The organism is Fibrella musci (assembly GCF_041321105.1).
Taxonomy (GTDB): Bacteria; Bacteroidota; Bacteroidia; order Cytophagales; family Spirosomataceae; genus Fibrella; species Fibrella musci.
The window spans coordinates 362,015-384,139 of sequence record NZ_JBGGWD010000004.1; the positions used below are offsets into that span (position 1 = coordinate 362,015).

The window sequence follows — 22,125 nt, forward strand, 5'->3', positions numbered from 1 at the left end:
GAAACAACTAGCTGTAATAGTCTGAAGACCGGCCCTGCTCGCGTTGACCAACGGTCGACAGTTAGTTAAAGCACTTCTTCATGAACTTACAACAAGCTACCGCCCTCGTATCGGGGGGCGCTTCGGGACTGGGTGAAGCTACCGTGCGGGCGTTTCATGCCGCTGGTGCCAACGTGATCATCGCCGACCTGAATCAGGACCGGGGCAACGCCTTAGTGACCGAACTGGGCGATCGGGTTCGGTTTGCCCTCACCAACGTCGTGAACGAGGCCGATGTGCAGCAGGCGGTCGATCTGGCCGTTGAGACGTTCGGGACGTTGCACATTGCGGTCAGTTGCGCGGGGATTGCCGAGGCCCGAAAAACCCTGGGTAAAGTGGGCGGCGAGTATGGCCCGCACGCGCTCGACGCGTTTCGCCGGACCATCGAAATCAACCTCATCGGTACGTTCAACGTGATTCGGCTGGCGGCGTTTGCGATGGAAAAGAACGTACCCAACGGCGAAGGCGAGCGTGGTGTACTGATCAACACGGCCTCCGTGGCGGCCTACGACGGGCAGATTGGTCAGGCGGCTTATTCGGCCTCGAAAGGCGGTATTGTGGGCATGACGCTGCCTATCGCCCGTGACCTGGCCAAGTCGGGTATTCGGGTGATGACGATCGCACCGGGGTTGTTTGAAACACCACTGCTGGCGGGCCTGCCCGAAGAAGCGCGGCTGTCGCTGGGGCAGCAGGTGCCGTTTCCCTCGCGGCTGGGTCGCCCCGCCGAATACGGGTTGCTGGCCAAAAGTATCGTAGAAAACCCCATGCTCAACGGCGAGGTGATCCGGCTGGACGGCGCCATCCGGATGGCGCCGAAATAAGTAGTCAGGGGCACCCCGTTTGTGGCGAGATCCGTACAAGTTTGTTGCCCTTCAAGGTGCCTGCGAGGCGTACACGGGGACTGGCAATCGTGAGTGGCTCATCGAGTAAATAAGTAGCGTTGGTAAACTCAACGCGCTGTCTGGCAACGAATTTTCCGCTCAGCAGGTGGAGACTGGTCACGGTCAGGGTTTCGGGGCAGGCACCATCCTGTCGTTCGTAGGCACCCATGTCCAGTGTGCCATTGACAACCCTGAACTGACCAGACAGATCGGTAGTCGACGGAGTACCGTATTGATTCGTGCCGCTGTTGACCGCGGGCGACGAAATCTGCAACGTCAGGTTCAGGTTGGTCAGGTTGGGGTTGACAAACGCAGGATTGACCGTCAGTGTATTTTGCGGATTGAACTGCGCGGGTGAGCCCGGTACGTACAAATCGGCGCTATTGCCCGTGTATCGGTAGAGCAGGTTGTTGGTGACGGTTAGGTTCGATGCCGTGTAGCCGAATATGCCGATGCCGTAGTGCGAGTCGGTGCGGGGAATGGCAATGTTGTTGGCAATCTGGCAACTGTCGCTTCGTTGCAGAAATACTTCCAGCCTGTAAATAGCAAACGAGCCGTTTTGAAACAGAGTGTTGTTGATGACAGTCGATCGTTTCACGTGCGAAGTGCTGGTTGCGCTGCCGAAAACAAGGCCGTGATTGTCGTTGTCGTAGACCAGGTTGTTGGCGACCAGAATCTCGCGCGCTGCGTTGTTTGCGTTTTCGCAGCCAACCGATAAGCCGTTGCCATTGTGATGGCTGATATTGCCGATCACCTGAATGCGTCGACCGCCATCCACGTAGATTCCGGCCGGAGCGGCATCGTTGTTGATTCGGCGGTTGTTCGCCACCACATTGGCCTCGATGAGTCCATTTCGGGCATGATTTAGGGTGGCCGGTACGCCCGCATCGACGGCCCAGCCGTAGTGCCCCGCTGCCACAATGCCAATGTTGCGGGTGTCGGTTACCTGGTTATTGGTAATGGAAAAGCTATCGACATTACCCACGATGGTAACGGCTTCGCTATTGCCCGTGACGATGCTGTATACCTGACAACCGGTAATCCGGACGTCGGTGAATCCTGCCGTGGTACGTCCATTAACCAGAATACCATGCGCCTGCCCGGTGCCGCCAGATCGCGTTTCTGGGTTGGCGTTGGGGTCGTTAATCCACCCCACATTTCGGACGATGCAGTTTGTAATATACAGGCGACTGCCACCGCCCACTACATAGATACCCTTGGCGTCTTGCTGATAGTTGGTCTGAAACGTGAGACCCATCACCCTTAGAAAACTGTACGAGCTGATTGTCAGTAAGGCATCGCCAGCCACGCCTGTGCCGTCGACGGTTACCGACTCATTGCGGTAATTTCTAAGCGTGATCGTAGCGTTGCTGGTACCCGATCGTTTCCAGATCAGTTTTTCGTGGTAAACACCCGCCCGAATCAACAGGCTATCGCCCGGCTGACCAACGTCGAGCGCGCGTTGAATGGTCGCAAACGGACTGGCCAACGTACCTGGATTGTTATTAGCGCCCGAAGGGCTTACGTAATAATTGGTTGCCCAAAGCGAACATGGGGTTACCAGCCACGCAAGCAGTAGCAGCGTAACTCGTTGTGAGAAAATCATGGTGTGGAACACCGATTGCTATATGGTCAAATCGGCAACCTAAGTTACATCGCTCTGCATAACTGTAAAGAGGGAACTACCAAAAGGGATCTTTTTTAATAACGCGCTTTCGGCTTTTACGAGGCTGTACAAGAGCCGGTTGATCGGTGGGCTGGGTACGTCTACGTCGGAGGTTGCCTGGCTGAGGTCGACCCAGCCGCGCCGGATCTGAAAGCGCTGCCAACTCCGAACGGCCAAAATCAGCGGGGAGAGCAACAAACTCCAGTATGTTGCATAGCGGATATGCAGGCCCGCAGCGGCCGCAAACCGTTGTATGTCGCTCAGTATAAATCGTTTGGGGCCACCCACCGTGTAATCGTGAATGCCGATGAAGGCGTCGAAGGCGTTGTTGTTGCTGATGAACAGTCCGTTGGGCTTGAGTCGCTGCCGAACGGTTTGTAGCACCGAAACGGCGGCTTCGTCGGAAATGTACATTAGCACGTCGTTGCAGATAATGGCGTCGAAGCGTTTGCCAGGTACGTAGTCGGCCAGGTGCCGAATGTCGTGGTAACTGATGCGCAGCCCTCTCGACTGTGAAAACGCTACGCCATCAGCCGAGAAATCGAACCCTTCCAGCGCCGTGTAGCCCTGCTGTTGCAGATGAAGCAACAGCCCGCCCGTGCCACAACCCGCGTCGAGAATGGCAATGTCGGTTTGGTCCGGAAACTGACGCTGAAGCTGCTCGCTCACCTTTTCGTGGAGAATTCGGTACCACCAGAGCGTTTGCTCGGCCCGAAACATGCGTTCGTACTCAGCGCGTTTATCAATCATAGGAGAAAGCGGGGGCAAGGGGCTGGGGGCTTTGGGCCAGGGGTAAAATCAATCCTAACCCCCAGCCCCTCGCCCCATGCTCACTTACCCGTTAATTCCAGCAGCAGGCGGTCGGCTTTGTAGATGTAGCGAAGGGCGGCTACAATGCCCCCGGCGTGCACAGAAATAGCCCGGTTGAGGTCAGGCACGAAGATAAACGAGCCGGGCAGGCTTTCCATGTTACCGTCGAAGACCAGGCCCACCGCTTCCCGGTTTTTGTTGATCATCGGGCTACCCGAATTACCGCCAATGATGTCGTTGGTCGAAATAAAGCACATCGGCTGCTTGAGGAGCTCGGCGGGTGGGTTCATCCAGCGGGCAGGCAGGTTCCAGGGGGCTTTATTGCGGAACGAATAATTGCGGTCATAGAGTCCGGCAAAGGTGGTGATGATGGGGGCCTGCGTGCCATTATAAGGATAGCCTTTTACCACGCCATCGTTGATCCGCAGCGAGAAGGTCGCGTCGGGCGGGATGTTGGTGCCGTAGGTGTCGAACAGCGTGCGGCCCAGTTGGCTCCGCAGCACCTGATCGCGGGTGTTCAGGTCACGCACTACGCTGTTGGCGACCAGAAACCGCTGTCCACCAAGGCGACCCAGCACCAGCAGTGGGTCGGTCGATTGGGTGATGGCTTTGGCATCGCCGCCCAGTAACTTTTCCACCACGTCGCGTTTGGTCAGATGCGTGTTGGCCAGCAGGTATGTTGCCGCTTCGGCCGGGGTACGTGTCTTGCCATCCGGTCCGGTGAGGGCGGCTTTCACATATGGGTCGTCATTGCCGAGGGCAGTCTGAGCCTCGGTCAGGTGGGCGGCCAGATAAGCCGTTTCGAGCGAGCGACTCTTGGGGCGGGGCAGTTCATCGATCAACCCACGTGCCTGTTCCATCACCTGCGGGTTAAACGACGCTGCTTCGGCAATCAGCCCTAGTGTGATGGCAAAAGTGGCCGTTTCGCCCAGCGACAGCGGGTTAGGAGCCAGGTAAGCGTAGTCATTGAAACTCTGACGCAGTTTGGCTACGTCGGCCGCGATAGCATCCCAGGTATCGGTCGGTAGCTTTTTCTGGCCCGCGTCGGCTTTGAACTGTTTTTCAAAGGCAGCCTTACGGGCCATCAGGTACGGGTCGTGCAGGCCGTCGAGCTGCCCCTTGCTGGCTTTATAACTGTTCTCCAGGTTGAAAATCTCGTTTAGGATGCTGTCACTCTTGACCGTCGCGTTGTAGGTCTGGAGGGCGTTGGAGCGATTGCGCAGGAGTGTCAGCATCTGGGGCAGGCGCAGGTCGCGGTCCAGTTCGAGTTCAGCCACGGTTTTGAGCCGTTCGGTGCTGCCGGGGTTACCCGTAACAAACGTAGGCTCACCCTCGCGGATGCCGTTGGGGTTGAACTTGAAAAAGTGGGTTGTCTTCAGTGGCTTTCCGTTGTCATAGACCCGGAAAAACGAGCAGTCGAGGGCGTAACGTGGGTACGTGAAGTTGTCGGGGTCACCGCCGAAAAAGCCCAGTTGTAGTTCGGGCATAAACACTAGCCGCACATCGGTGTAGCGTTTAAAACCGTAAAGCGAGTAACGGCCGCCGTCGTAGAACGTAATCGTTTGGAGTTCGAGCCCTTTCCAGCCTGCTTTCTGCACATATTCGGCTTTTAGGTCGTCGAGGGCTTTTTCGCGGGCCTGCAACTGCGCCTGATTGTCGGTACCCGCCGCCGAAATGGCATCCTGCACCCGTTTGGTAACGTCTTCCAGCTTCACCAGCTGATCGACGAACAACCCCTCGACGCGGCGCTCTTCGGCGGGCGTTTTGGCAAAAAAGCCAGTGGCGTTCAGGTCTTCGCCTTTCCGGGCTACTCCCGTTCCCGATTCGCGGGCGCAGTGGTGGTTGGTCATCACCAGCCCGTTGGCCGACACGAACGACGCCGAGCAGTAATCGGCGAAGCGCAACGACGCCAGCCGAACCTCCTCGAACCACTTCTCATCGGGGGTGAAGCCATACGTTTTCTTGAAATAATCGGCGGGCGGGGTGTCGAAAGTCCACATCTTCCCCATATCGTACCGGCCGGCTTTTACGGTATCAGCGTTGATGGGCGCGGGTTGCGCCGAGGCCGCAAAGGCCGTAAAAAGGCAGAAAAAGGCCGTCGCAGCGATACCATTCTGGAGGCAATACTGATTACGCATGGCTAATTGGTGATTGGCGGGATAAACCTACCACTTTTAGGCACAAAAATTGCCCGATGGCTGGCTTACACCATTACGTACATTTGTGTGTGAAGAACCAACAAATCACGTAGCTTCGCTATGGAATTTGTACGTTTCGGCATCTACCTTACCTACCAGAGCACCTCAACCCTGGACCGATGAAAAGCCTGACATCTCCCCAACTTGCTCAACTCAGGACGCACCTGCAACGGTCAGGGGCTACACCGAGGCAAACCAGCGTTTTATTGCCGTTGCTCGCTCAGGAGGTCGAGCACTACATGTGGATCGGGTTGCCGTTTGAATCGGCACTGCACAAGGTGCAACTCGAAGCGGATTACAATCCTGTAACGTACCTGCGCCATAAGCATCAGGACGCGCTGGTCATGACCGACGAAGAACTCGATCAGATGAGCCTGGACGACATTGTTTTTGCCGACCGCAACCAGGCCTATGGGGCCTACGACCTCCGCCGGGCCTATAATCGGGCGCTGATCAACGCGTTCGTCATGTCGATTGGCATTGTGTTACTTGTGTTGTCGGCCATGAATGCTTGGCAACGGGGCGAGTGGGTATACGTCAGCTGGGGCGGGCTGGCCTGGATCGCTGGTATTTTGCTGGTCGCGTTTGCGGGTTTTCGCTTCTATGTCGAAAACCTTAGCCAGCGGGAGGACTAGCCAGATTTGTTTTGGTTATAGTAGAGAGGTACCTGTGGGTACCCTACTGAACCATGCAAACACACTACGACATTCTGATTATCGGGGCCGGTTCGGCCGGGTTGGGCGTTAGCATCGCCATGCGCCGGCTGGGCTTTTCGGTGCTGCTCATCGAGCGCGACGAACACCGGGTCGGTGGCGACTGCCTCAACGACGGTTGCGTTCCCAGCAAGGCGCTCATTCACGCTAGCCGACAAGTACACCAGGCTAGGCGGGCTACTGCGTTCGGGGTCACTACGGGCGGCACCGTAGATCTGGCAAAAGTAATGGCCTACGTGCGGGAGAAACAGGATGTGATCCGGGCCCACGAAAACGCGGCCTACCTGCGCGCAACCGAACACCTCGACGTAGAAATCGGTACGGCGCGGTTTCTGGACAAACAGACCATCGAGATCAACGGGCAATCGGTTACGGCCAAAAACATTGTTCTCTGCACGGGATCCAAACCGCAGCCACTCAAGGCCGACGGCGTGGAGCAAGTCGATGTACAAACACACCAGACCATTTTCGGCTTGAATACGCTACCCAACCGGCTCTTGGTGGTAGGCGCAGGACCGAATGGCATCGAGATGGCGCAGGCGTTTGCCCGGTTGGGCAGCGAGGTAACCGTGGTCGGGCGCGAAGAACGGATTCTGAGCAAAGAACCCCCGACCGCTTCGGCGCTGCTGCAACAGCGTCTTGAGCAGGAAGGCATCCGATTTCACCTCAACAGCCGCATTGCGGCCTTTACCGACGCCCACACGGCTCAGATCGAAGGGGTTGACAAACAACGCATAGACCAGTCGTTCGACGTGGTGCTGGCCACCATCGGGCGCACGTTCGATCATTCGTCGCTTAACCTGCCAGCGGCGGGTATCGAGGTAGATGAGAAGGGGCGAATCGTGATCAATGATCTGCTACAAACGGCCAACCCGCACGTATTTGTGGCGGGCGATGCGGCGGCCGGTGCGCCAGCGGGCGAACGCTATTTTTCGCACGGGGCCGAAGTGCACGCGTCGTTGCTGGTGAGCAACTTCATCACGCCGGTGTTCGACAAAAAGCTCAGCTACGACCATTTTTCGTGGGTCACCTTCACCGACCCCGAAGTCGCTACGTTTGGTCTGTTGGCCGATCAGCTCACCCAGCGTGGCATCGAATTCGACACCATCGAGTATGATTTCGGGAAAGATGACCGCGCCGTGGTAGAAGACTACGAATATGCCCGCATGTGGCTGCTGGTCGAACCGGCTGGCCTGAACCCCTTCAGCCGGAAAGTGCTAGGCGGCACGGTGGTCGCGCCCAACGCGGGCGAGCTGATTCAGGAACTGATTCTGGCCAACCAGCAGGGCTTACCCATCAGTGCCTTTTTCAACAAGACGTACCCGTACCCCACGGCCAGCCGGGTCAACAAATCGGTTTGGGTAGATACCATCTCCGACAACCTGCCCAACGCCCTGAAGAAAGCCCTGAAGTGGGTTTATTGACCAAGGGCGGGTAAGTAACGTTCGCGGAAAACGACAATGTGGTTGGCTTCGTGGCCCGGCATGATGTAGGCCAGCGCCCGCAGGCTCATCGGGCCGTTGCTGGCCGTGCCAATGCGCCCGAAGGCGTCATCGGGAAAGCTGGTGAGCAGGGCGATCGTGGCGGCCCGAACGGCGTCGTACTCGGCCCAGATGTCGGCCAGCGACCGGGCATCGGCACCCGACGCCGGTACGTAGTCGTTTTGCTCGAAGCCGGGCAGGGGCGTCTGATCGCCGCGCCCGATACGTAGCGCCCGGTAAGCAAAAATCCGCTCCGTGTCGATGATGTGCACCAACGCTTCTTTGATGCTCCATTTGCCCGGCGCGTACCGGAATAGCGCCTGCTCGTCGGAGAGCGGGGCCAACAGGGCTTTCAGCGTGGAAGGTTGCTCGCTAAGCAACGCAATGGGGTCGGCGCCTTCGGGAATGAAGTTGATGTAGGTGCCGTAATACGGGCTGTGTTCGGCGGCTGTCGGGCGTGAGAGTGGCATGAGTTAAATAAGAATAGGGTCGTAAGTGTGTAAACCCGTTAGGTACGTTACCGCGTAAACGAATAGGCGTCGTACTCGACAAAATCACTGGCTTTGAGGTCGAAACCAGTGGCTTTGCCATTGGCCACGGCGAAGGTCAGGGGAAAGATGCCAAACGCCTGATTGCTGTACCGGAGCCGAAAGGTCTGCCCATCCATGTAATCGAGTTGGGCTGTCAGGCTGGGGTGGTGCTCGAACGACATGCGCAGGCCAGTCTCGACGGCTTTGATCGTGACGGTGCCATAAAGCTCGTTGGAGAACGTACCTGTGTAAGCCGCCATTGGGAGTGGCAACGGATTCCGTTTCGACACGCGGGCCTGCATATCGGCCAGTTCTTGTTGCTGCTGAGCCTGTTCGGCGCGGGCTCCTTTCAGGAAGTAAGCACTTCGATTGTTATACGGTACACCCAGGTAGGCGTCGAGCAACTGATAGCGTAGCGCCTCGAAAAAGCTCTGGTTGTCGTTGTTGGTCAGGATGGTGATAGCCAGTTTTTCCTCGGGCACAAAACAGGTGTTGGTGACAAAACCAAAGGCGCCGCCCGTGTGCCAGTAGATCTGCCGCCCGGCGTAATCGGCCTGAAAAACCCCCAGGCCATACGCCTGAAAGTGCATCGGCAGCAAACTCGACTTGCGGGTGCTGACCAGCGTGGTACCTGCCCGGGTACGTTGCACCACTGCCCACGGCACAATCTGTTTACCCTCGAAACGACCACTGTCGAGCTGCATCTTAAGCCAGCGGCTCAGGTCGTTTACGCACGAGACCATACTGCCCGCCGGACCAAGGTTATCGACTTGATCGTAGGGCAGGCGTTGCAACGAACCGAAATTAGTGGTGTAGGGGCGGGCGACGTTAGGTCGGCTTTCCGCGCCCTGCGTGAGCATATATGTATTGGTCATACCCAGCGGGCGCACGATGGTCTGCTCCACATACTGCTCCCACGATTGGCCCGTCACCTTCGGAATCAGCTCACCCGCCGTCAGGAAACCCGAATTGCAATAGCCGTAATCCTGCCGAAACTGACCCGGTGGTTTGAGCAGCCGCATCCGGCGGATGATTTCGGCGCGGGGCAGATTGGTGTCCCAGAAGGTAAAGTCGCCCTGAAAAGTCTTGGTGCCAAGGTGGTGGCTGAGCAAATCGCGCACCGTCACGAGTTGCGTGGCGGCAGGGTCGTACAACCGGAAATCAGGCAGGTATTTCGTGACTTTGTCGTTGAGCGAGAGCTTTTTCTGCGCGTCGAGGTTGGCGATGGCCGTGCCGGTAAACAGCTTGGTATTAGACGCAATCAGGAAAAGCGTGTTTTCATCAACCGGCTCTTTGCCACCGGCTTCCCGCACGCCATAGCCTTTAGACACCACCACATTGCCGTCTTTGATAATGGCAATGGCCAAACCCGGAATCTGCCAGTCGGCCATGCCACGGCGGATATAGGCGTCGAGGCTGTCACGCACGAAATCGCTGCCGGTCGTGCGGTTCTGGGCTGAAGCCGGGTACGTTGCCAATACGGCAACGGCAGTCAGTAACGTACCTGCACGGAGCAGAAGCAGGGTCGAAAAGCGCATAGAATTACGGGCTGAAAAACGGATCAAGATACCAAACAAAAAGGAGGTACACGGCTAATGCCGGCACCTCCTCAATGGAAAAATAATGAAGCCTACAGCTTTTGCCAGGCTAGCTGCCAGCCATTGGCCATTTCTTCGCGCAGAGGCATCTGCACACCAGGCTTGTTACCCTGCCCTACCGCGATCAACTTGATCGGCAGGGTCTCGCGCGTTTGCGACGACATCACGCGGTCGGCCCGCAGGTAGACCCGGCCCGAGCTGGGCTCGATCATCTCAATAAAGGCGTAGACCAGATCGCCGATTTGCAGGGTCTGCCCGTCGATGGTTTGGGCTGAGGTGACTTCAAACACGTACATCTGCCCCTCGCGCACTTTATCTTGGCTGAAGCTGCGCGTTTGGACGGCAGGCCAGTGGTGTTGCGCCAGCGATGGCTCTGAAGCGACGATTTTCGCCGCAGCTACTGGCGCCGTAGCCGGGCGATTGGTTGTTTTACGAATAGTAACGGACGTTGTAACGATGGGGGCCGCCGAGGGAGCCTCGTTGGGGCGGTCGTCGCTGCTCAGCAGCACCGTTGAGTTCGCCAGGGCGTCCGACGACATTTCGGCAACGCCCTCACTGACGACTTCGGGGTGCGGGGTTTCCAGGGCCGACAAAATATCGTCCCGCTCGTTGGGCGACAGGGTTTCGGCGCGCTGACTGAGCGCCAGCACCGTCTGGCTATTCAGCAGGTAATCGTAGGCGGCGGGGCGGGTGAGCAACTCTTTGTAGGCGAGCGCCTGATACACATATTGCTGGGTTTCGGCCTTGGCAAACGGCAGCATCAGCGGGTGTTCGGCCGGGTATTGCTTCGTCAGTTGGGCCACGTAGGTAGGGCCGGCATTGTAGGCCGAGGCCGCCAGCATCCACGAGCCCGTCTGGCGATAAAGCGCCCAGAGGTATTGGCAGGCGGCGTGGGTGGATTTGCGAATGTCGTACCGCTCGTCGTTCCGGCGTCTGACGCTCAGGCCCATTTTGCGGGCCGTTTGAGGCATCAACTGCCACATACCGGCTGCGCCCTTGCGCGAGAGGGCGTGCGTTTCGAGTTCACTTTCAACCAGCGCCAGGTATTTCAGATCTCTGGGTATCCCATACTGCTCCAGAATCGGTTCGATGACCGGAAAAATCGCGGCTGCCTGCCGCTGAATGGCGAGCAGATCGTCGGTAGACCGGGCGCGCCGGACGATGGTCCGTTGCCAGCGCTGCGATACGGTAGGCAGGTAGGTGGGGAGTTGTTCGCCGCAGAACCGAATGTCGTCATCAGTGGGCGAGACGGCCCTGACGGGTGGTGCTGCCTGAACGACCGGGCTCTGAAAAAGCCCCAGACCGGCAGCGGTAGCCAGTAACAAATGTTTCATCTATGGGTATGGCCCGAAGGCAGAAAATGGAAGTGCAAGCCCAATAAACCTGCCTGATGCAGGCGCTTGGCTATCGTCCTGATTTTCTCCTCGTTCGCTCCCTCGTCCGGCTCAGTCCAACAGCCGAATCACAAAGTTTTTCAACGCGTTTTTCTTAATCACTTTCACCAGCCGACCTTGCTCGTAAATATACTCGTCCTCCCGGTCGGCCAACTGAGCCCGGTAACCGGGCCGGGGGGTAGCGGTCAGCGCGAAGTAGTCGCCAAAATACTCGGCATAGGCGCGCTGTCGACCCGTTGGTTCGCTAAAGTAGAGCATAGAAACGGTAAAGTCAATCTTGCGCGTTTCGGTGGCCCGGCGGCTGTATTTATACTGATCGGCCCGTATATCATAATGTGTGCCAGTCCATTCGGTGAGCGAACTGTAATCGCCCTTGTTGGTGTGCGCCTCCACCGTCGATCGAATCAGTTGCCCGTTTCGCATGAGGCTGACGACCTTGTAATAGACCTTGACCTTGTATACAAGAAGATTTACCTGAACGTCACTTATTTGCATGAACATAGTTTCATTATTGGCACGACTTTCGCGACTAGCTGTCATGGTACCAATACGGGCCCCGGCCACTTCGATCGCATAATGATGCGTCTCGGATGACGACTGAGCCACGGATATAGAAGTAACCAGTAAGAGACTTGTGAGGGCTAATAGTTTTCGGGTAGTCTGTTGTGTAACAATCATCGGCGTGTAACTGGTGGTTTTTACGTAGCGATCAGGCGGCGCGGGTAGCTGGATTGGTGTCCCAAGAGTACGCGTTCCCTGACCCCTCTCTCTGCTTACGTACGCTATGATCCAACGCTATCGATTCGTCATTTATGTGTTTTTTTTAGTGGCCTGGCTGCCAACATACGCACAGAAAAAAGCACCTCTTCTCCGCTGCGCCGCTCCCGAACTGACTGACATACAATTGCACAAGCTCGACCGGGAGGCGCAACTCGCCCTCTCGTTGAAGCAGGCTTCCGGGGCCTTCGCAAACCTTACCTACGTACCCATCCGACCGCATATTTTTCGGAGTCTGCTCGGTTTGGGAGGGATCGACCTGTCCAAACTGAACCGCGTTTTGGCGGCCACGAACCGCTATTACACGCTCAATGGCGCAGGCATCCAGTTTTACTTCGCCGGGTCTACCCCCGACTATATTGATAACGATCTGTATAATCTCCTGTTTACGGTCGGTCTGGAAGATCTTATCATAGGAAACCGCGACGCGGGCAACGCGATGAACCTGTATATGGTTAACGGGTTCGATGATGCCACGCTGGGCGGTTATGCTTATTTCCCCGCCAATGTGCTATCCTCGACCCGGGCCATTATCCTGAACGAGGCCGACGAGTTTGACCTGGGAAACCGGCTATTGCCCCACGAACTGGGTCACAACTTTAACCTGCTACACACGCATCAGGGCAGCACCGGCCCGACTCCTGAACTGGTAACACGCGGAGCCGGAGCTAACTGCACCACGGCGGGTGATCTGGTCTGCGATACCCCCGCCGACCCGTATGGCCGCCTGGGCGCATCGGTCGTGAACGTGAACGGTTGCCCACAATACAACGGCACCGCCACCGATCCGCAGGGTGCGACTTATGCTCCGTCGATCACCAACCTGATGTCGTATTATTTCCCCTGTACGCATGAGTTTACGCCGGGGCAATTCGATCGGCTGGCGGCCGGGCTGGCATTGCGCCAGAGCCATTCGGCCTACTCACTTTCTTACCCACCTACGGCCGTAGCGGCGCCGGTGAACCTGTCGGCGGTGCTGGCCGCCAACGCCAAAACGGTCTCGCTTAGCTGGCAGGATGTGGCCAATAACGAAATGGGGTTTTTTGTCGAACGGTCAACCAACCCCACCAATGCGTTTGTGGCCGTAGGGGGCACAGGTCCCAACCAGACGACCTTCGTTGATGCCGGGGTGCAGAGCAACGTAACGTATTACTACCGAATCAGACCGTCGAACACCACCACCGGTAGCCTCAGCCCGGTTGTGTCAATTGCGGTGCCGGTTTGTCGCCCGACGTACTCGACTTCGTGCAGCTCGACCAACGGACTGGCGCGGGTGGTTGTGAACGGAGTGGCGCTGAGCACAGGCTCGGGCTGCGCGGTATCGGGTTACTCGACGACGACGGCCGTTACCACCACGGTAGGGGCGGGGCAGACCATTCCGGTGTCGGCTTCGTTGCTCAATGCAGGTACGTCGTTGTTCGCGGCTGTCTGGGTCGATCTCAACCGGAACGGGGTTTACGAATCGACCGAGCGCCTGGCCAGCCGTTCAACGGCAAGCACAAATCCGCTGGCGCTGAGTATCACGCTGCCCGTCAGTCTGGCTTCGGGGCAGTTGCCCCTGCGGCTGGTAACGGCCACAAACGTATCGCCCGGCGACCCTTGTGGCAGCTATGCAGGGGGTGAAACGGAAGATTATGTATTAACAGTGGGCACCGTGGTGAACTGCCCAACGCCCACGGCGCTCACGGCAACCAATGTGGCGAGTACGTCGGCACTCATCAACTGGTCGGCGGCGAGCGGGCCTACGAGCTTTGGACTGCAATACCGCCCGTCGGGTGCCAGTAACTGGACGATCACCAACGTACCCAGCGCACCTTACACCCTTACGGGACTCGCCGCAGGAGCCAGCTACGAATGGCAGGTGTTGAGTGTGTGTGGTACGGCTGGCAGTTCGCCCTTATCGCCGGTATCGTCGCTGACTACGCCCTGCGCGGTGCCAACGAACCCAACGACTTCGGCGATTTACGGAAATTCGGCACAACTGAACTGGGGTACGATGAATACGACGTATCGCCTGCAATGGCGCCCGGCCGACAACCCAACCTGGGCGACAGTTCCCTCTGTAACGGGGACTACGTTTGCCATGACCAGCCTGTCGGTGACGACGGCCTATCAGTGGCAGGTGGCGGCGGTTTGCCCGTCGGGCGTAGTGTCGGCGTTTACCAACCCGGTGAGCTTTACCACAACCGACAGGCTGGTTTACTGCCAACCGCCCGCCAGTAGTTGCGACGACGGCGACGGGCTGGCAAGTTTTCGCCTTGGGGCTGTCAATCTAAGCAACGGGTCGGGCTGCTCGGCGGGTGGTTATCAGTCGTTTACGGCGGTATCTGCCAATCTGTTGCCGGGACAACCCTACTCATTTACGGCTACGCTGTTGAGCGACAGCTGGCCGGAGGGGCTGGCGATCTGGGTGGATCTGAACCGCAATGGAACGCTGGAACCTGCCGAACGACTGTATGCCTCGCCAGGAACGGCTACGGGAAGCCTGCTGGGTACGTTGACGATACCCGCCGGGACGGCTTCCGGGCGGTATCTGTTGCGGGCCAGAGTGAGCTTCGACAACGTGACGACGGACCCCTGCGGCTTGGTTGAATTTGGCGAAACGGAAGATTACTTTATCAATGTCTGCTCACCCCCAACGGCTGCGCTGACGGGGTCACAAACCGTAACGAGCGGGCAGACAGCCACCCTCACCGCCCAACTGACGGGTAGTTCGCCCTGGTCGCTGACCGTATCGGGCGGCGTGACCTTTACCAACGTTGTGGCTTCGCCGTTTACGTTCACCATCAGCCCGGCAGTATCAACGACCTACGCGCTGAGCCGCGTAACAAATGCCTGTGGCGTGGGTACGGTCAGTGGCGTTGCGTCGGTGACGGTTGTGGCACCGCCCGTATTGATGACCGACCTGTCGCTGGCGATGCTGGCCGACCGCCGAATCGTCCGCACTGGCGATACCTGCACGCTGACGATAGTCGTGAGCAACGAAGGGCCTCGATCCGCCAGTGCCATTATGGCAACGAGTCTGTTACCGCCGCACATGGTCTTCGTGGGTAGCGGGCAGGCCGCCGTAACCAGCGGCAGCGGAGCCGTGTCGATTGCAGTAGGTACGTTGCTGCCGGCTGAGTCAGGTACGTTCTCGTTTAGTGTGCGGGTGACCGATCCGGGTACGTATCGACTGGCCGCACAACTCACTGCCGCGAGCCTGCCCGATCCCGATAGCTACCTGAACTCAGGTACGTCGGATGGCGACGATGATATGGCGCTGGTCGATTTGCGCACGAGCGAGAGCAGTGATTCGGTTTATGTGTCGCCAAACCCGAATCCGCGGGTGCTGCCTGCTATACAAAGTAATCAACCAACGCCCCCGGCGACTGAAGCCGACCTGAGTCTGGTGCTTTGGGCAGGTAACCGGGTGCCTGTCAGTGGCTCAGGTCTGAGCCTGTCGGTCGTTGTGAGCAACCGGGGTGGTTTGGCCGCTACCAACGTAGCGGTGCAATTGACGCTACCTGTCGACTGGATCGTGACCAACACGGCGGGTCTGTCGGTGGTTGGCCAGGTCATTACGCTATCGATTGCCAGTATCGCGGTGGGGCAGCTTTATCGTGTGGGTATACCCGTGCAGGTAAGCGGTACGGGCGAGCAGGTGGTGACCGCCGTCATTACGGCTGCGACTCAGCCCGACAGCGATTCGCCACACACCAATGCCTATGGCCGGGGTGAAGACGACGAGGCGAGCGTGAGCGTGCGGGTGCAGTAGGGCAGGGGCATGGTTAGCGGGGATGACTGGGATGGCATTATGTTACCCTGAAAACCTACCAATCCCCGCCAACTATGCCATTCCCCGCGCCCCATGCTCCCAGCCCCTTGCGCCACGCTTTTTTCGGTTATCTTGCGGCAACACGGCATCTAAACAAACGAATATGGCTCAGCCAACCGCTACGACACCCGAAACTGCTGAACACTTTAATCGATCGCTTAGCTTACTCGACTCCACCCTGATCGTATCCGGGTCGATGATTGGGTCCGGTATTTTCATTGTCACCTCGGGAATGGCGCGTAACCTCGGCTCATCGGGCTGGCTGTTGCTGCTGTGGGTACTCACGGGCGTGCTGACGGTCGCGGCGGCGCTCAGCTATGGTGAGCTGGCCGGCATGATGCCCAAGGCCGGTGGACAGTATGTCTATATCCGGCGGGCATTCAATCCGCTGCTGGGGTTCGTATACGGCTGGACGGTTTTTACCGTGATTCAGACCGGCACCATTGCGGCCGTGGCGGTGGCGTTTACCAAATTCACGGCGGTCTTTTTTCCGGCGCTGAACCCCGAAAATACCTGGTTTTCATTGGGGCCGGTCAAGTCTTCGCTCGGCAAGTTTTTCGCCATCGGGAGCCTGGTTTTCCTGACTTGGCTCAACAGCCAGGGGGTGCAGAGTGGCAAATGGGTGCAGAATATTTTTACCTCCGCCAAAATCATTGCCCTCTTTGGGCTGATCCTGCTCGGTATTGGCTTCGGCATTTCAAACGGCACACTGACGGCCAATTTTCAGGATGTCTGGTCGGCTTCAAAAACAACCGTCGATGCCACCACCAACGCGGTGAGTGTGGTGCCGCTGGCGGGGCTGGCCCTGCTGCTGGCGTTTGGCAGTTCGATGATCGGCGCGCTGTTCTCGGCCGATGCCTGGAATAACGTTACGTTCATTGCGGGCGAGATCAAAAACCCGCGCCGGAACATCCCGCTGAGCCTTTTCTTCGGCACGTTGCTCGTCACCACCATCTACCTGCTGGCCAATATTGGTTATCTGGCTGTACTGCCCCTGAAAGGCGTTCCTGGTGCCTCCGACGTATTTGGCCGGGGGATGCAGTTTGCCGAATTCGACCGCATCGGTACGGCAGCAGCGTCGGTGGCGTTTGGCGATGGTGCCGTGGCAATCATGGCCATTCTGATCATGATTTCGACCTTCGGCTGTAACAACGGGCTCATTCTGGCGGGTGCGCGGCTCTATTATGCCATGGCCAACGACGGCCTTTTTCTGAAAGGAGCGTCGCACCTGAACAAAAACGCCGTGCCGGGGGCCGCGCTTTGGCTGCAATGCGCCTGGGCTTCGGCGCTGTGCCTGTCGGGTACGTATGGCGACCTGCTCGACTACTGCACGTTCACATCACTGGTGTTTTACATCATCACCATTGCCGGGCTCTTCCGGCTGCGCACTACCGAGCCCAACGCCGAGCGACCCTACCGGGCCTTTGGTTACCCCATCGTACCTGCGTTTTACATCGTGGCCACTACGTCGATCTGTCTGCTGCTGCTCATCAACCAGGAGACCCGGTTCAATACCGGTATGGGCCTGCTGATTGCCGCCCTGGGTGTACCCGTTTACTACTGGACAAAACGGCGAGAGGCCTGATGAGCAATGCCAAGGAAAATGAGACGCTGCGGCTAGAGACGTTCAGCGACGGCGTGTTTGCCATTGCGACTACCCTGCTGGCCTTTCAGCTCGAGGCCCCCAAGCACCCCGAGGGTGAGTTCAGGAGTGGGTTGTTGCTGCATGCGCTTGCCAAACAGTGGCCTTCTTACATCGCCTTCTTTCTGAGCTTTGCCACGCTCTATATTCTTTGGGTGAATCATCATCGGCTCTACAACGTCATTCATCGAAGCGATGCGCGGTTTATGTTCTACAACGGCCTGCACCTGCTCTTGATCAGCATGATTCCGTTTACGACGTCGCTGCTGTCTAATTTCATCGATACCGACGCAATGGCGCTGGCAGCCTTGGTGTATATGTTTTTATTCGCCTGCATCTGCGGCACACTGCTGCTTATGTGGGTACACGCCTCAACTGATTTTTACCTCCTGAAACGCCCCGCCGCCGATGTAAAAGTGCAAACCGTGCGGTTGGGGCTGATAATCAGTGCCAGTGCCTATGCCGTTGCCGCTCTGCTGGCACTGCTGTCGCCTTATATCAGTCTGGTGATCGGGTTGGCAATCGTGATCTATCTGGCCCGCCTGAAATATCACCGGGAGCGGGTCGTTTAATAAGATGTTACAGGGCGGCAGGCAGTTGGCCATCCATTGGTGTTTTCACCAGGACAACTGACTAATGACCAACGCTACCGTATGCATCTTACATCATTACGCCTGTTGCTGGGCAGTTCCCTGCTGGCGCTGGCGGCGGCCTGCACGAGCAATGGCCCCAACACGGGGCTTTTCCGGAGCAACACCCCGCACGAACAATACGAACGATCGCTGAAAACGGCTAACCTCGACCGCACGGCTTTGGGCGTCGACTGGGTTTCGGCGGGGCAACAGGCCCTGTCCGACTCACTGACGATTGGAGTACCTTACCGGGAAAGCGGTTATTTTGGCGCCAACCGGCCCATTGCCGTAGGCTATCGCATCAACGGCAGCCGGGGCGATAAGCTCATCCTGCGGGTAGAGGTACAGGGTCGGCAGTCCGGGCAGGTGTTTATCGACGTGTTCTCGCTGGGCAGTCGCACGCCCGACGTGGTGGCGTTTGCTAAGGCCGATACGTCGGCCAACGCCGTTACCGAACTGGTTTGGGAACCCCGACGTACCCAGACGTACCTGATCCGGCTTCAGCCCGAATTGCTGCGGTCGGGTCGCTACACGTTTTCAGTCACGCGCGAGCCGGTGCTGAGCTTTCCTGTAAAGGGGCGCTCCAGTCGGCAAATCAGCAGCTACTTCGGCGTGCCGCGCGATGGTGGTAAACGACGCCACGAAGGCATCGATATTTTTGCCCCCAAAGGCACACCGGCGGTGGCCTCGGTCAACGGGACTATTTCGCGGGTGGGCACTAGCAATCTGGGAGGCAACATCGTTTTTCTGTCAGACAACGAGCGGCAACAACGCCTCTATTACGCCCACCTCGACCGGTTCAATGTAACGGAAGGGCAGCGCGTCAGCATTGGCGATACGGTTGGTTTTATTGGCAATACCGGTAATGCCCGCACTACCGGCCCGCATCTGCATTTTGGCGTATACACGTTTAACGAGGGAGCGGTGGATCCGTTGCCTTTTGTGCGGGTTGGGTCGGGTGCCGCCCGCCAAACGCCGGTGGCGCCGGCCTTGCTGGGCGATTCGGTACGGGTAACGACTAATCGGGGACTGCTGCGGGCCGGGCCGAATGGCGACGCGCCCATCGTACGGGAACTGACCCGCAATCAGCCTCTGACTGTGTTGGGTGGCCACGCCGACTGGCTGCGGGTTGGGTTGCCCAACGGCATTGCTGGGTACGTTGCTAAAGGGAGTTTCGAAGCCATCAATCAGCCGCTGCGTACCGAATCGTTGCCGACACCCCGCCCCCTACTCGACGAGGCGCATCCGCAGGCGGCGATCCTGCGCTACCTGCCCGCCAACGCGACGGTTCGCGTATTGGCGCAACTGCCCAATTTCTGGCTTGTGCGCACGGCAGCGGGGCAAACAGGGTGGCTGTTATTGTAAGGTCATTCCCAGCCGTCAGGCTTGGCCGAGCCATCGGGTTGAGGAAGACTATCGGCCTGTAAAGAAGCTGATGTTCCCTGCTGAGCTTGCTTACGAAGGCGGCGGATCTCGATCTCCTGGCTGTCGAGCCGGTAATGCAGGTCGTTGATTTCATCAGCGTAACGACGTACCCGGCGGCCATCAACCCAAACCAGTACGGCCATGCCAGCTAGTAGCATACCAATGGCTACAAGCAGGGCATAGACTGTACTTCGTGAAGGATTTGACATGGAAAAGCGTCTGTTACGGAAGGGCGCTTTCTCGGATAACAAAAAGCCCCCGGTCTATTAGACGTGACCGGGGGCTTCTGGTTACTATAAAAGTTGGTACTTATCGCGCGGCGCCGTAATCCTGACCAGCACTTTGCGGGAAGTTTTTCATGATACTAGCCACCGTTTCGCGGAAAGCCAGATCACGATTTCGTTCATTTTTGCGCGTATTCAGCTGGCCGGTTGCCCAGCCTTGCCATACGATGTTGTTGGTGCGTGAGTCATACACGTTGACCACGACACGGTTTTCTTCGTACTGCCGCGAGTAGACCTGGTTGTTGGGATATCCCCAACCACCCCAGCCCCAGCCCCATGGGCTATAGCCGCCGTTCGACTGAACCTGCTGCCGGTCTTTCGAATCGGTGAAGAAACGCACGATCAGGTCGGCACCCAGGTCTTCGGTGGGTTTGTAGCCCAGGCCCTGCAACGATTGGTCGAGGGCTTCGGCAATTCGGCGCTGATTCAGGTTGCTGCCCACGATGGGGTCAGCGTTGCGTTGCCGATCGGCCTCAATGCGATACGTGCTGAACTGACGCACATTCACCTTGGGATCGTAATCATACTTCACGTTGATCGACGGAGCGCAGGATGCAAGGAGGCCTGTGACAAACAACCCTGCTACTAAGCCTTTGATATTCATGGTATGTGATGCAGTCCGCTGTGTACTGCGTGTTTGTTAAAGTAGTTAGACAATCGGTCGTCTGCCCGACGTAGGGTAAGGAACTTCGCCTCTAAAGCAACGCGGGTAGACTACCAATAAACGGTACGCCGCTTGTTGCTATTGTGTGGCATTAATATAACCAAAGTTGTCAAATGAAGGTTCGTATTTAGTACGTTACATACTAGTTGTTTTGTTTGTGTAAATGACTGTAAATCAATGAAATATTAACAATTTTTGCTGCGATATACAGAGTCGCCCGGCGCTTTCTAATAAACTATTAATCTTTGCTATGCGCCGCCCTCTGCCGATTAGCTGGTGAGCTGGATCGTCAGGCTGAGGTTGTAGTGGTCGGCTGCATTGGAAACGACCAGATCCGCCCGGTTTCGATATACCATATAGAGCCGTTTGCGGCAGTTTTCGACGCCAATCCCCGACGAATGCTCTTTCATACCCGCCTTGTGCAGGTTGTGGATATGCAACTGCACATGATCGGCGTGCACAAACAGGTAAATCTGGGCCGGGTTGTTGGCATCGTGTAGTTCGCCGTGTTTGAATACATTTTCGATGAACGTTATCAGAATCAGCGGCAGAATGCGCAACGTACCTGGATTGCCAATCAGGCGGTAATCGATCTGAAGTTTGTCGCCAAAGCGGAGTCGCTGCATCTGAATGAAGTTCTCGACATGCTGCACTTCAAGGTGGAGGGGCACTTTCCGGTCGGGCTGATCTTCGCTGAGGGCATACCGCATCATGTCCGACAGCAGAATGACCCCGTTGGCGAGAGGTTGGCTCACGGGCAGGGCTTTGCTGTAAAAGAAATTGAGCGTGTTGAACAGAAAGTGCGGGTTGATCTGAAGCCGCAGGTATTCCAGCTTCGAGTTGAGCAACTCGGATTGCAGCTTCGCTTTTTCGCGTTCGAGCCGGGTAACGCCCGTTGCAAACCAGTACACGAACGAGTAAATCAGAAACTCAACGATATAGAACAGGTTCAGGACCACAAATTTCTGGGTGGTTTCGGAGATGTGGCTCACTGACCAATTGACGGCCGGGAACAGGCTGTACTGCCACCAGTACTTGATCAGCAACGTACCGCAGATCGTCAGCACCAGGCCGATGGCATACGACGCGTAGGCGCGATTCTGGAAGAAGCGCGGAAGTAGCCAGAGCGCATTGATATAGAACGGAATGCTGAACGTAATGTAATAGGCCAGCAGGTAAGGCACACTCAGCGATCGTTCGAGTACCACGTTGACAATCAGCACACCTTCGTAAAAGCCGTAGGCCAGCCAGGCGAGCAGGTGATACAGCACCATTCGGCCATAGCGCTGAGTGAAAAAAAAGAGTCGTTCAGAGAGAGGAATTTGGTTCACGCGGCTAAAAAAAGGGGTTTTGTAAGGATATATCGGTTTTTGCAAATAGCTGAAAATGAATGTGTTACTATTTTGTTTAAGAAAAGTGTCTCAAGATTGGCAAGACGAACTCCGCTATGCCAGCGACCAAGTAGAAATGGCTGTCCAAGATACAGTTTATACGGTCGATCCGTGAGTAGGTGTAGTAAAATAGACAGGGTTGGTAACGGGCTGCACTTTTGACTCAGCAATGTCGCTAAAGCC

General features: G+C 57.2%; 17 protein-coding genes. 7 read left to right on the plus strand and 10 right to left on the minus strand.

Annotation, left to right across the window (positions count from 1 at the left end; all coding sequences use genetic code 11):
• The first annotated feature begins 80 nt into the window (after window positions 1-80).
• A complete protein-coding gene (locus tag ACAW74_RS14705) occupies window positions 81-860 on the plus strand; it encodes a 3-hydroxyacyl-CoA dehydrogenase (protein WP_370698963.1) in 780 nt (259 codons plus the stop codon).
• Window positions 861-864: 4 nt separating this feature from the next.
• On the opposite strand, the gene ACAW74_RS14710 is transcribed toward ACAW74_RS14705, so the two are convergent.
• The 3 genes from ACAW74_RS14710 to ACAW74_RS14720 all read right to left on the minus strand — a co-directional run bounded on the left by ACAW74_RS14710 (window position 865) and on the right by ACAW74_RS14720 (window position 5,534).
• Window positions 865-2,526, minus strand: coding sequence for a right-handed parallel beta-helix repeat-containing protein (locus tag ACAW74_RS14710; protein ID WP_370698964.1), 1,662 nt, complete (start codon window positions 2,524-2,526; stop codon window positions 865-867).
• A 39-nt stretch (window positions 2,527-2,565) separates the two neighbouring features.
• Window positions 2,566-3,336, minus strand: coding sequence for a class I SAM-dependent DNA methyltransferase (locus ACAW74_RS14715; RefSeq protein WP_370698965.1), 771 nt, complete (start codon window positions 3,334-3,336; stop codon window positions 2,566-2,568).
• An 80-nt stretch (window positions 3,337-3,416) separates the two neighbouring features.
• Window positions 3,417-5,534: a S46 family peptidase gene (locus tag ACAW74_RS14720; RefSeq protein ID WP_370698966.1), complete on the minus strand. Its 2,118-nt coding sequence runs from the start codon at window positions 5,532-5,534 to the stop codon at window positions 3,417-3,419.
• Window positions 5,535-5,713: 179 nt separating this feature from the next.
• Here ACAW74_RS14720 and ACAW74_RS14725 point away from each other — a divergent pair, with 179 nt between their 5' ends.
• Together ACAW74_RS14725 and ACAW74_RS14730 are read left to right on the plus strand one after the other, a co-directional pair.
• Window positions 5,714-6,229 (plus strand): hypothetical protein, encoded by a 516-nt coding sequence (locus tag ACAW74_RS14725; RefSeq protein WP_370698967.1) that lies wholly within the window; start codon window positions 5,714-5,716, stop codon window positions 6,227-6,229.
• Window positions 6,230-6,282: 53 nt separating this feature from the next.
• Entirely contained in the window at window positions 6,283-7,731 is a 1,449-nt protein-coding gene (locus tag ACAW74_RS14730; RefSeq protein ID WP_370698968.1) for a dihydrolipoyl dehydrogenase family protein, read from the plus strand.
• Here ACAW74_RS14730 and ACAW74_RS14735 read toward each other — a convergent pair.
• From ACAW74_RS14735 to ACAW74_RS14750, 4 genes are all read right to left on the minus strand, one after another.
• A complete protein-coding gene (locus tag ACAW74_RS14735; RefSeq protein WP_370698969.1) occupies window positions 7,725-8,258 on the minus strand; it encodes a DinB family protein in 534 nt (177 codons plus the stop codon). The genes ACAW74_RS14730 and ACAW74_RS14735 overlap by 7 nt on opposite strands.
• Window positions 8,259-8,305: 47 nt before the next feature.
• Complete coding sequence (locus ACAW74_RS14740) at window positions 8,306-9,856, minus strand: serine hydrolase (RefSeq protein ID WP_370698970.1); 1,551 nt, start codon at window positions 9,854-9,856, stop codon at window positions 8,306-8,308.
• A 92-nt stretch (window positions 9,857-9,948) separates the two neighbouring features.
• Window positions 9,949-11,250 carry a lytic transglycosylase domain-containing protein gene (locus ACAW74_RS14745; RefSeq protein ID WP_370698971.1) on the minus strand — a complete coding sequence of 434 codons (1,302 nt, stop codon included), beginning with the start codon at window positions 11,248-11,250 and terminating at the stop codon, window positions 9,949-9,951.
• A gap of 111 nt (window positions 11,251-11,361) precedes the next feature.
• A complete protein-coding gene (locus ACAW74_RS14750; RefSeq protein WP_370698972.1) occupies window positions 11,362-11,988 on the minus strand; it encodes a DUF6134 family protein in 627 nt (208 codons plus the stop codon).
• A 106-nt stretch (window positions 11,989-12,094) separates the two neighbouring features.
• Here ACAW74_RS14750 and ACAW74_RS14755 point away from each other — a divergent pair, with 106 nt between their 5' ends.
• From ACAW74_RS14755 to ACAW74_RS14770, 4 genes are all read left to right on the plus strand, one after another.
• Complete coding sequence (locus ACAW74_RS14755) at window positions 12,095-15,844, plus strand: GEVED domain-containing protein (protein WP_370698973.1); 3,750 nt, start codon at window positions 12,095-12,097, stop codon at window positions 15,842-15,844.
• Window positions 15,845-16,007: 163 nt separating this feature from the next.
• Complete coding sequence (locus ACAW74_RS14760; RefSeq protein ID WP_370698974.1) at window positions 16,008-17,489, plus strand: APC family permease; 1,482 nt, start codon at window positions 16,008-16,010, stop codon at window positions 17,487-17,489.
• Entirely contained in the window at window positions 17,489-18,118 is a 630-nt protein-coding gene (locus tag ACAW74_RS14765; protein ID WP_370698975.1) for a TMEM175 family protein, read from the plus strand. The genes ACAW74_RS14760 and ACAW74_RS14765 overlap by 1 nt, the downstream gene beginning before the upstream one ends.
• Before the next feature lie 81 nt (window positions 18,119-18,199).
• Window positions 18,200-19,543, plus strand: a complete 1,344-nt coding sequence (locus ACAW74_RS14770) for a peptidoglycan DD-metalloendopeptidase family protein (RefSeq protein WP_370698976.1) — start codon at window positions 18,200-18,202, stop codon at window positions 19,541-19,543.
• A 2-nt stretch (window positions 19,544-19,545) separates the two neighbouring features.
• On the opposite strand, the gene ACAW74_RS14775 is transcribed toward ACAW74_RS14770, so the two are convergent.
• The 3 genes from ACAW74_RS14775 to ACAW74_RS14785 all read right to left on the minus strand — a co-directional run bounded on the left by ACAW74_RS14775 (window position 19,546) and on the right by ACAW74_RS14785 (window position 21,882).
• Complete coding sequence (locus ACAW74_RS14775) at window positions 19,546-19,812, minus strand: hypothetical protein (protein WP_370698977.1); 267 nt, start codon at window positions 19,810-19,812, stop codon at window positions 19,546-19,548.
• Between the two features lie 100 nt (window positions 19,813-19,912).
• Window positions 19,913-20,491: a DUF4136 domain-containing protein gene (locus ACAW74_RS14780; RefSeq protein ID WP_370698978.1), complete on the minus strand. Its 579-nt coding sequence runs from the start codon at window positions 20,489-20,491 to the stop codon at window positions 19,913-19,915.
• A 329-nt stretch (window positions 20,492-20,820) separates the two neighbouring features.
• Window positions 20,821-21,882: a sensor histidine kinase gene (locus ACAW74_RS14785; protein WP_370698979.1), complete on the minus strand. Its 1,062-nt coding sequence runs from the start codon at window positions 21,880-21,882 to the stop codon at window positions 20,821-20,823.
• Window positions 21,883-22,125 lie beyond the last annotated feature (243 nt).

Coding starts and splice junctions, on each gene's coding strand:
- ACAW74_RS14705 (WP_370698963.1), top strand. CDS start 81: ATGAACTTACAACAAGCTACCGCCCTCGTATCGGGGGGCGCTTCGGGA.
- ACAW74_RS14710 (WP_370698964.1), bottom strand. CDS start 2,526: ATGATTTTCTCACAACGAGTTACGCTGCTACTGCTTGCGTGGCTGGTA.
- ACAW74_RS14715 (WP_370698965.1), bottom strand. CDS start 3,336: ATGATTGATAAACGCGCTGAGTACGAACGCATGTTTCGGGCCGAGCAA.
- ACAW74_RS14720 (WP_370698966.1), bottom strand. CDS start 5,534: ATGCGTAATCAGTATTGCCTCCAGAATGGTATCGCTGCGACGGCCTTT.
- ACAW74_RS14725 (WP_370698967.1), top strand. CDS start 5,714: ATGAAAAGCCTGACATCTCCCCAACTTGCTCAACTCAGGACGCACCTG.
- ACAW74_RS14730 (WP_370698968.1), top strand. CDS start 6,283: ATGCAAACACACTACGACATTCTGATTATCGGGGCCGGTTCGGCCGGG.
- ACAW74_RS14735 (WP_370698969.1), bottom strand. CDS start 8,258: ATGCCACTCTCACGCCCGACAGCCGCCGAACACAGCCCGTATTACGGC.
- ACAW74_RS14740 (WP_370698970.1), bottom strand. CDS start 9,856: ATGCGCTTTTCGACCCTGCTTCTGCTCCGTGCAGGTACGTTACTGACT.
- ACAW74_RS14745 (WP_370698971.1), bottom strand. CDS start 11,250: ATGAAACATTTGTTACTGGCTACCGCTGCCGGTCTGGGGCTTTTTCAG.
- ACAW74_RS14750 (WP_370698972.1), bottom strand. CDS start 11,988: ATGATTGTTACACAACAGACTACCCGAAAACTATTAGCCCTCACAAGT.
- ACAW74_RS14755 (WP_370698973.1), top strand. CDS start 12,095: ATGATCCAACGCTATCGATTCGTCATTTATGTGTTTTTTTTAGTGGCC.
- ACAW74_RS14760 (WP_370698974.1), top strand. CDS start 16,008: ATGGCTCAGCCAACCGCTACGACACCCGAAACTGCTGAACACTTTAAT.
- ACAW74_RS14765 (WP_370698975.1), top strand. CDS start 17,489: ATGAGCAATGCCAAGGAAAATGAGACGCTGCGGCTAGAGACGTTCAGC.
- ACAW74_RS14770 (WP_370698976.1), top strand. CDS start 18,200: ATGCATCTTACATCATTACGCCTGTTGCTGGGCAGTTCCCTGCTGGCG.
- ACAW74_RS14775 (WP_370698977.1), bottom strand. CDS start 19,812: ATGTCAAATCCTTCACGAAGTACAGTCTATGCCCTGCTTGTAGCCATT.
- ACAW74_RS14780 (WP_370698978.1), bottom strand. CDS start 20,491: ATGAATATCAAAGGCTTAGTAGCAGGGTTGTTTGTCACAGGCCTCCTT.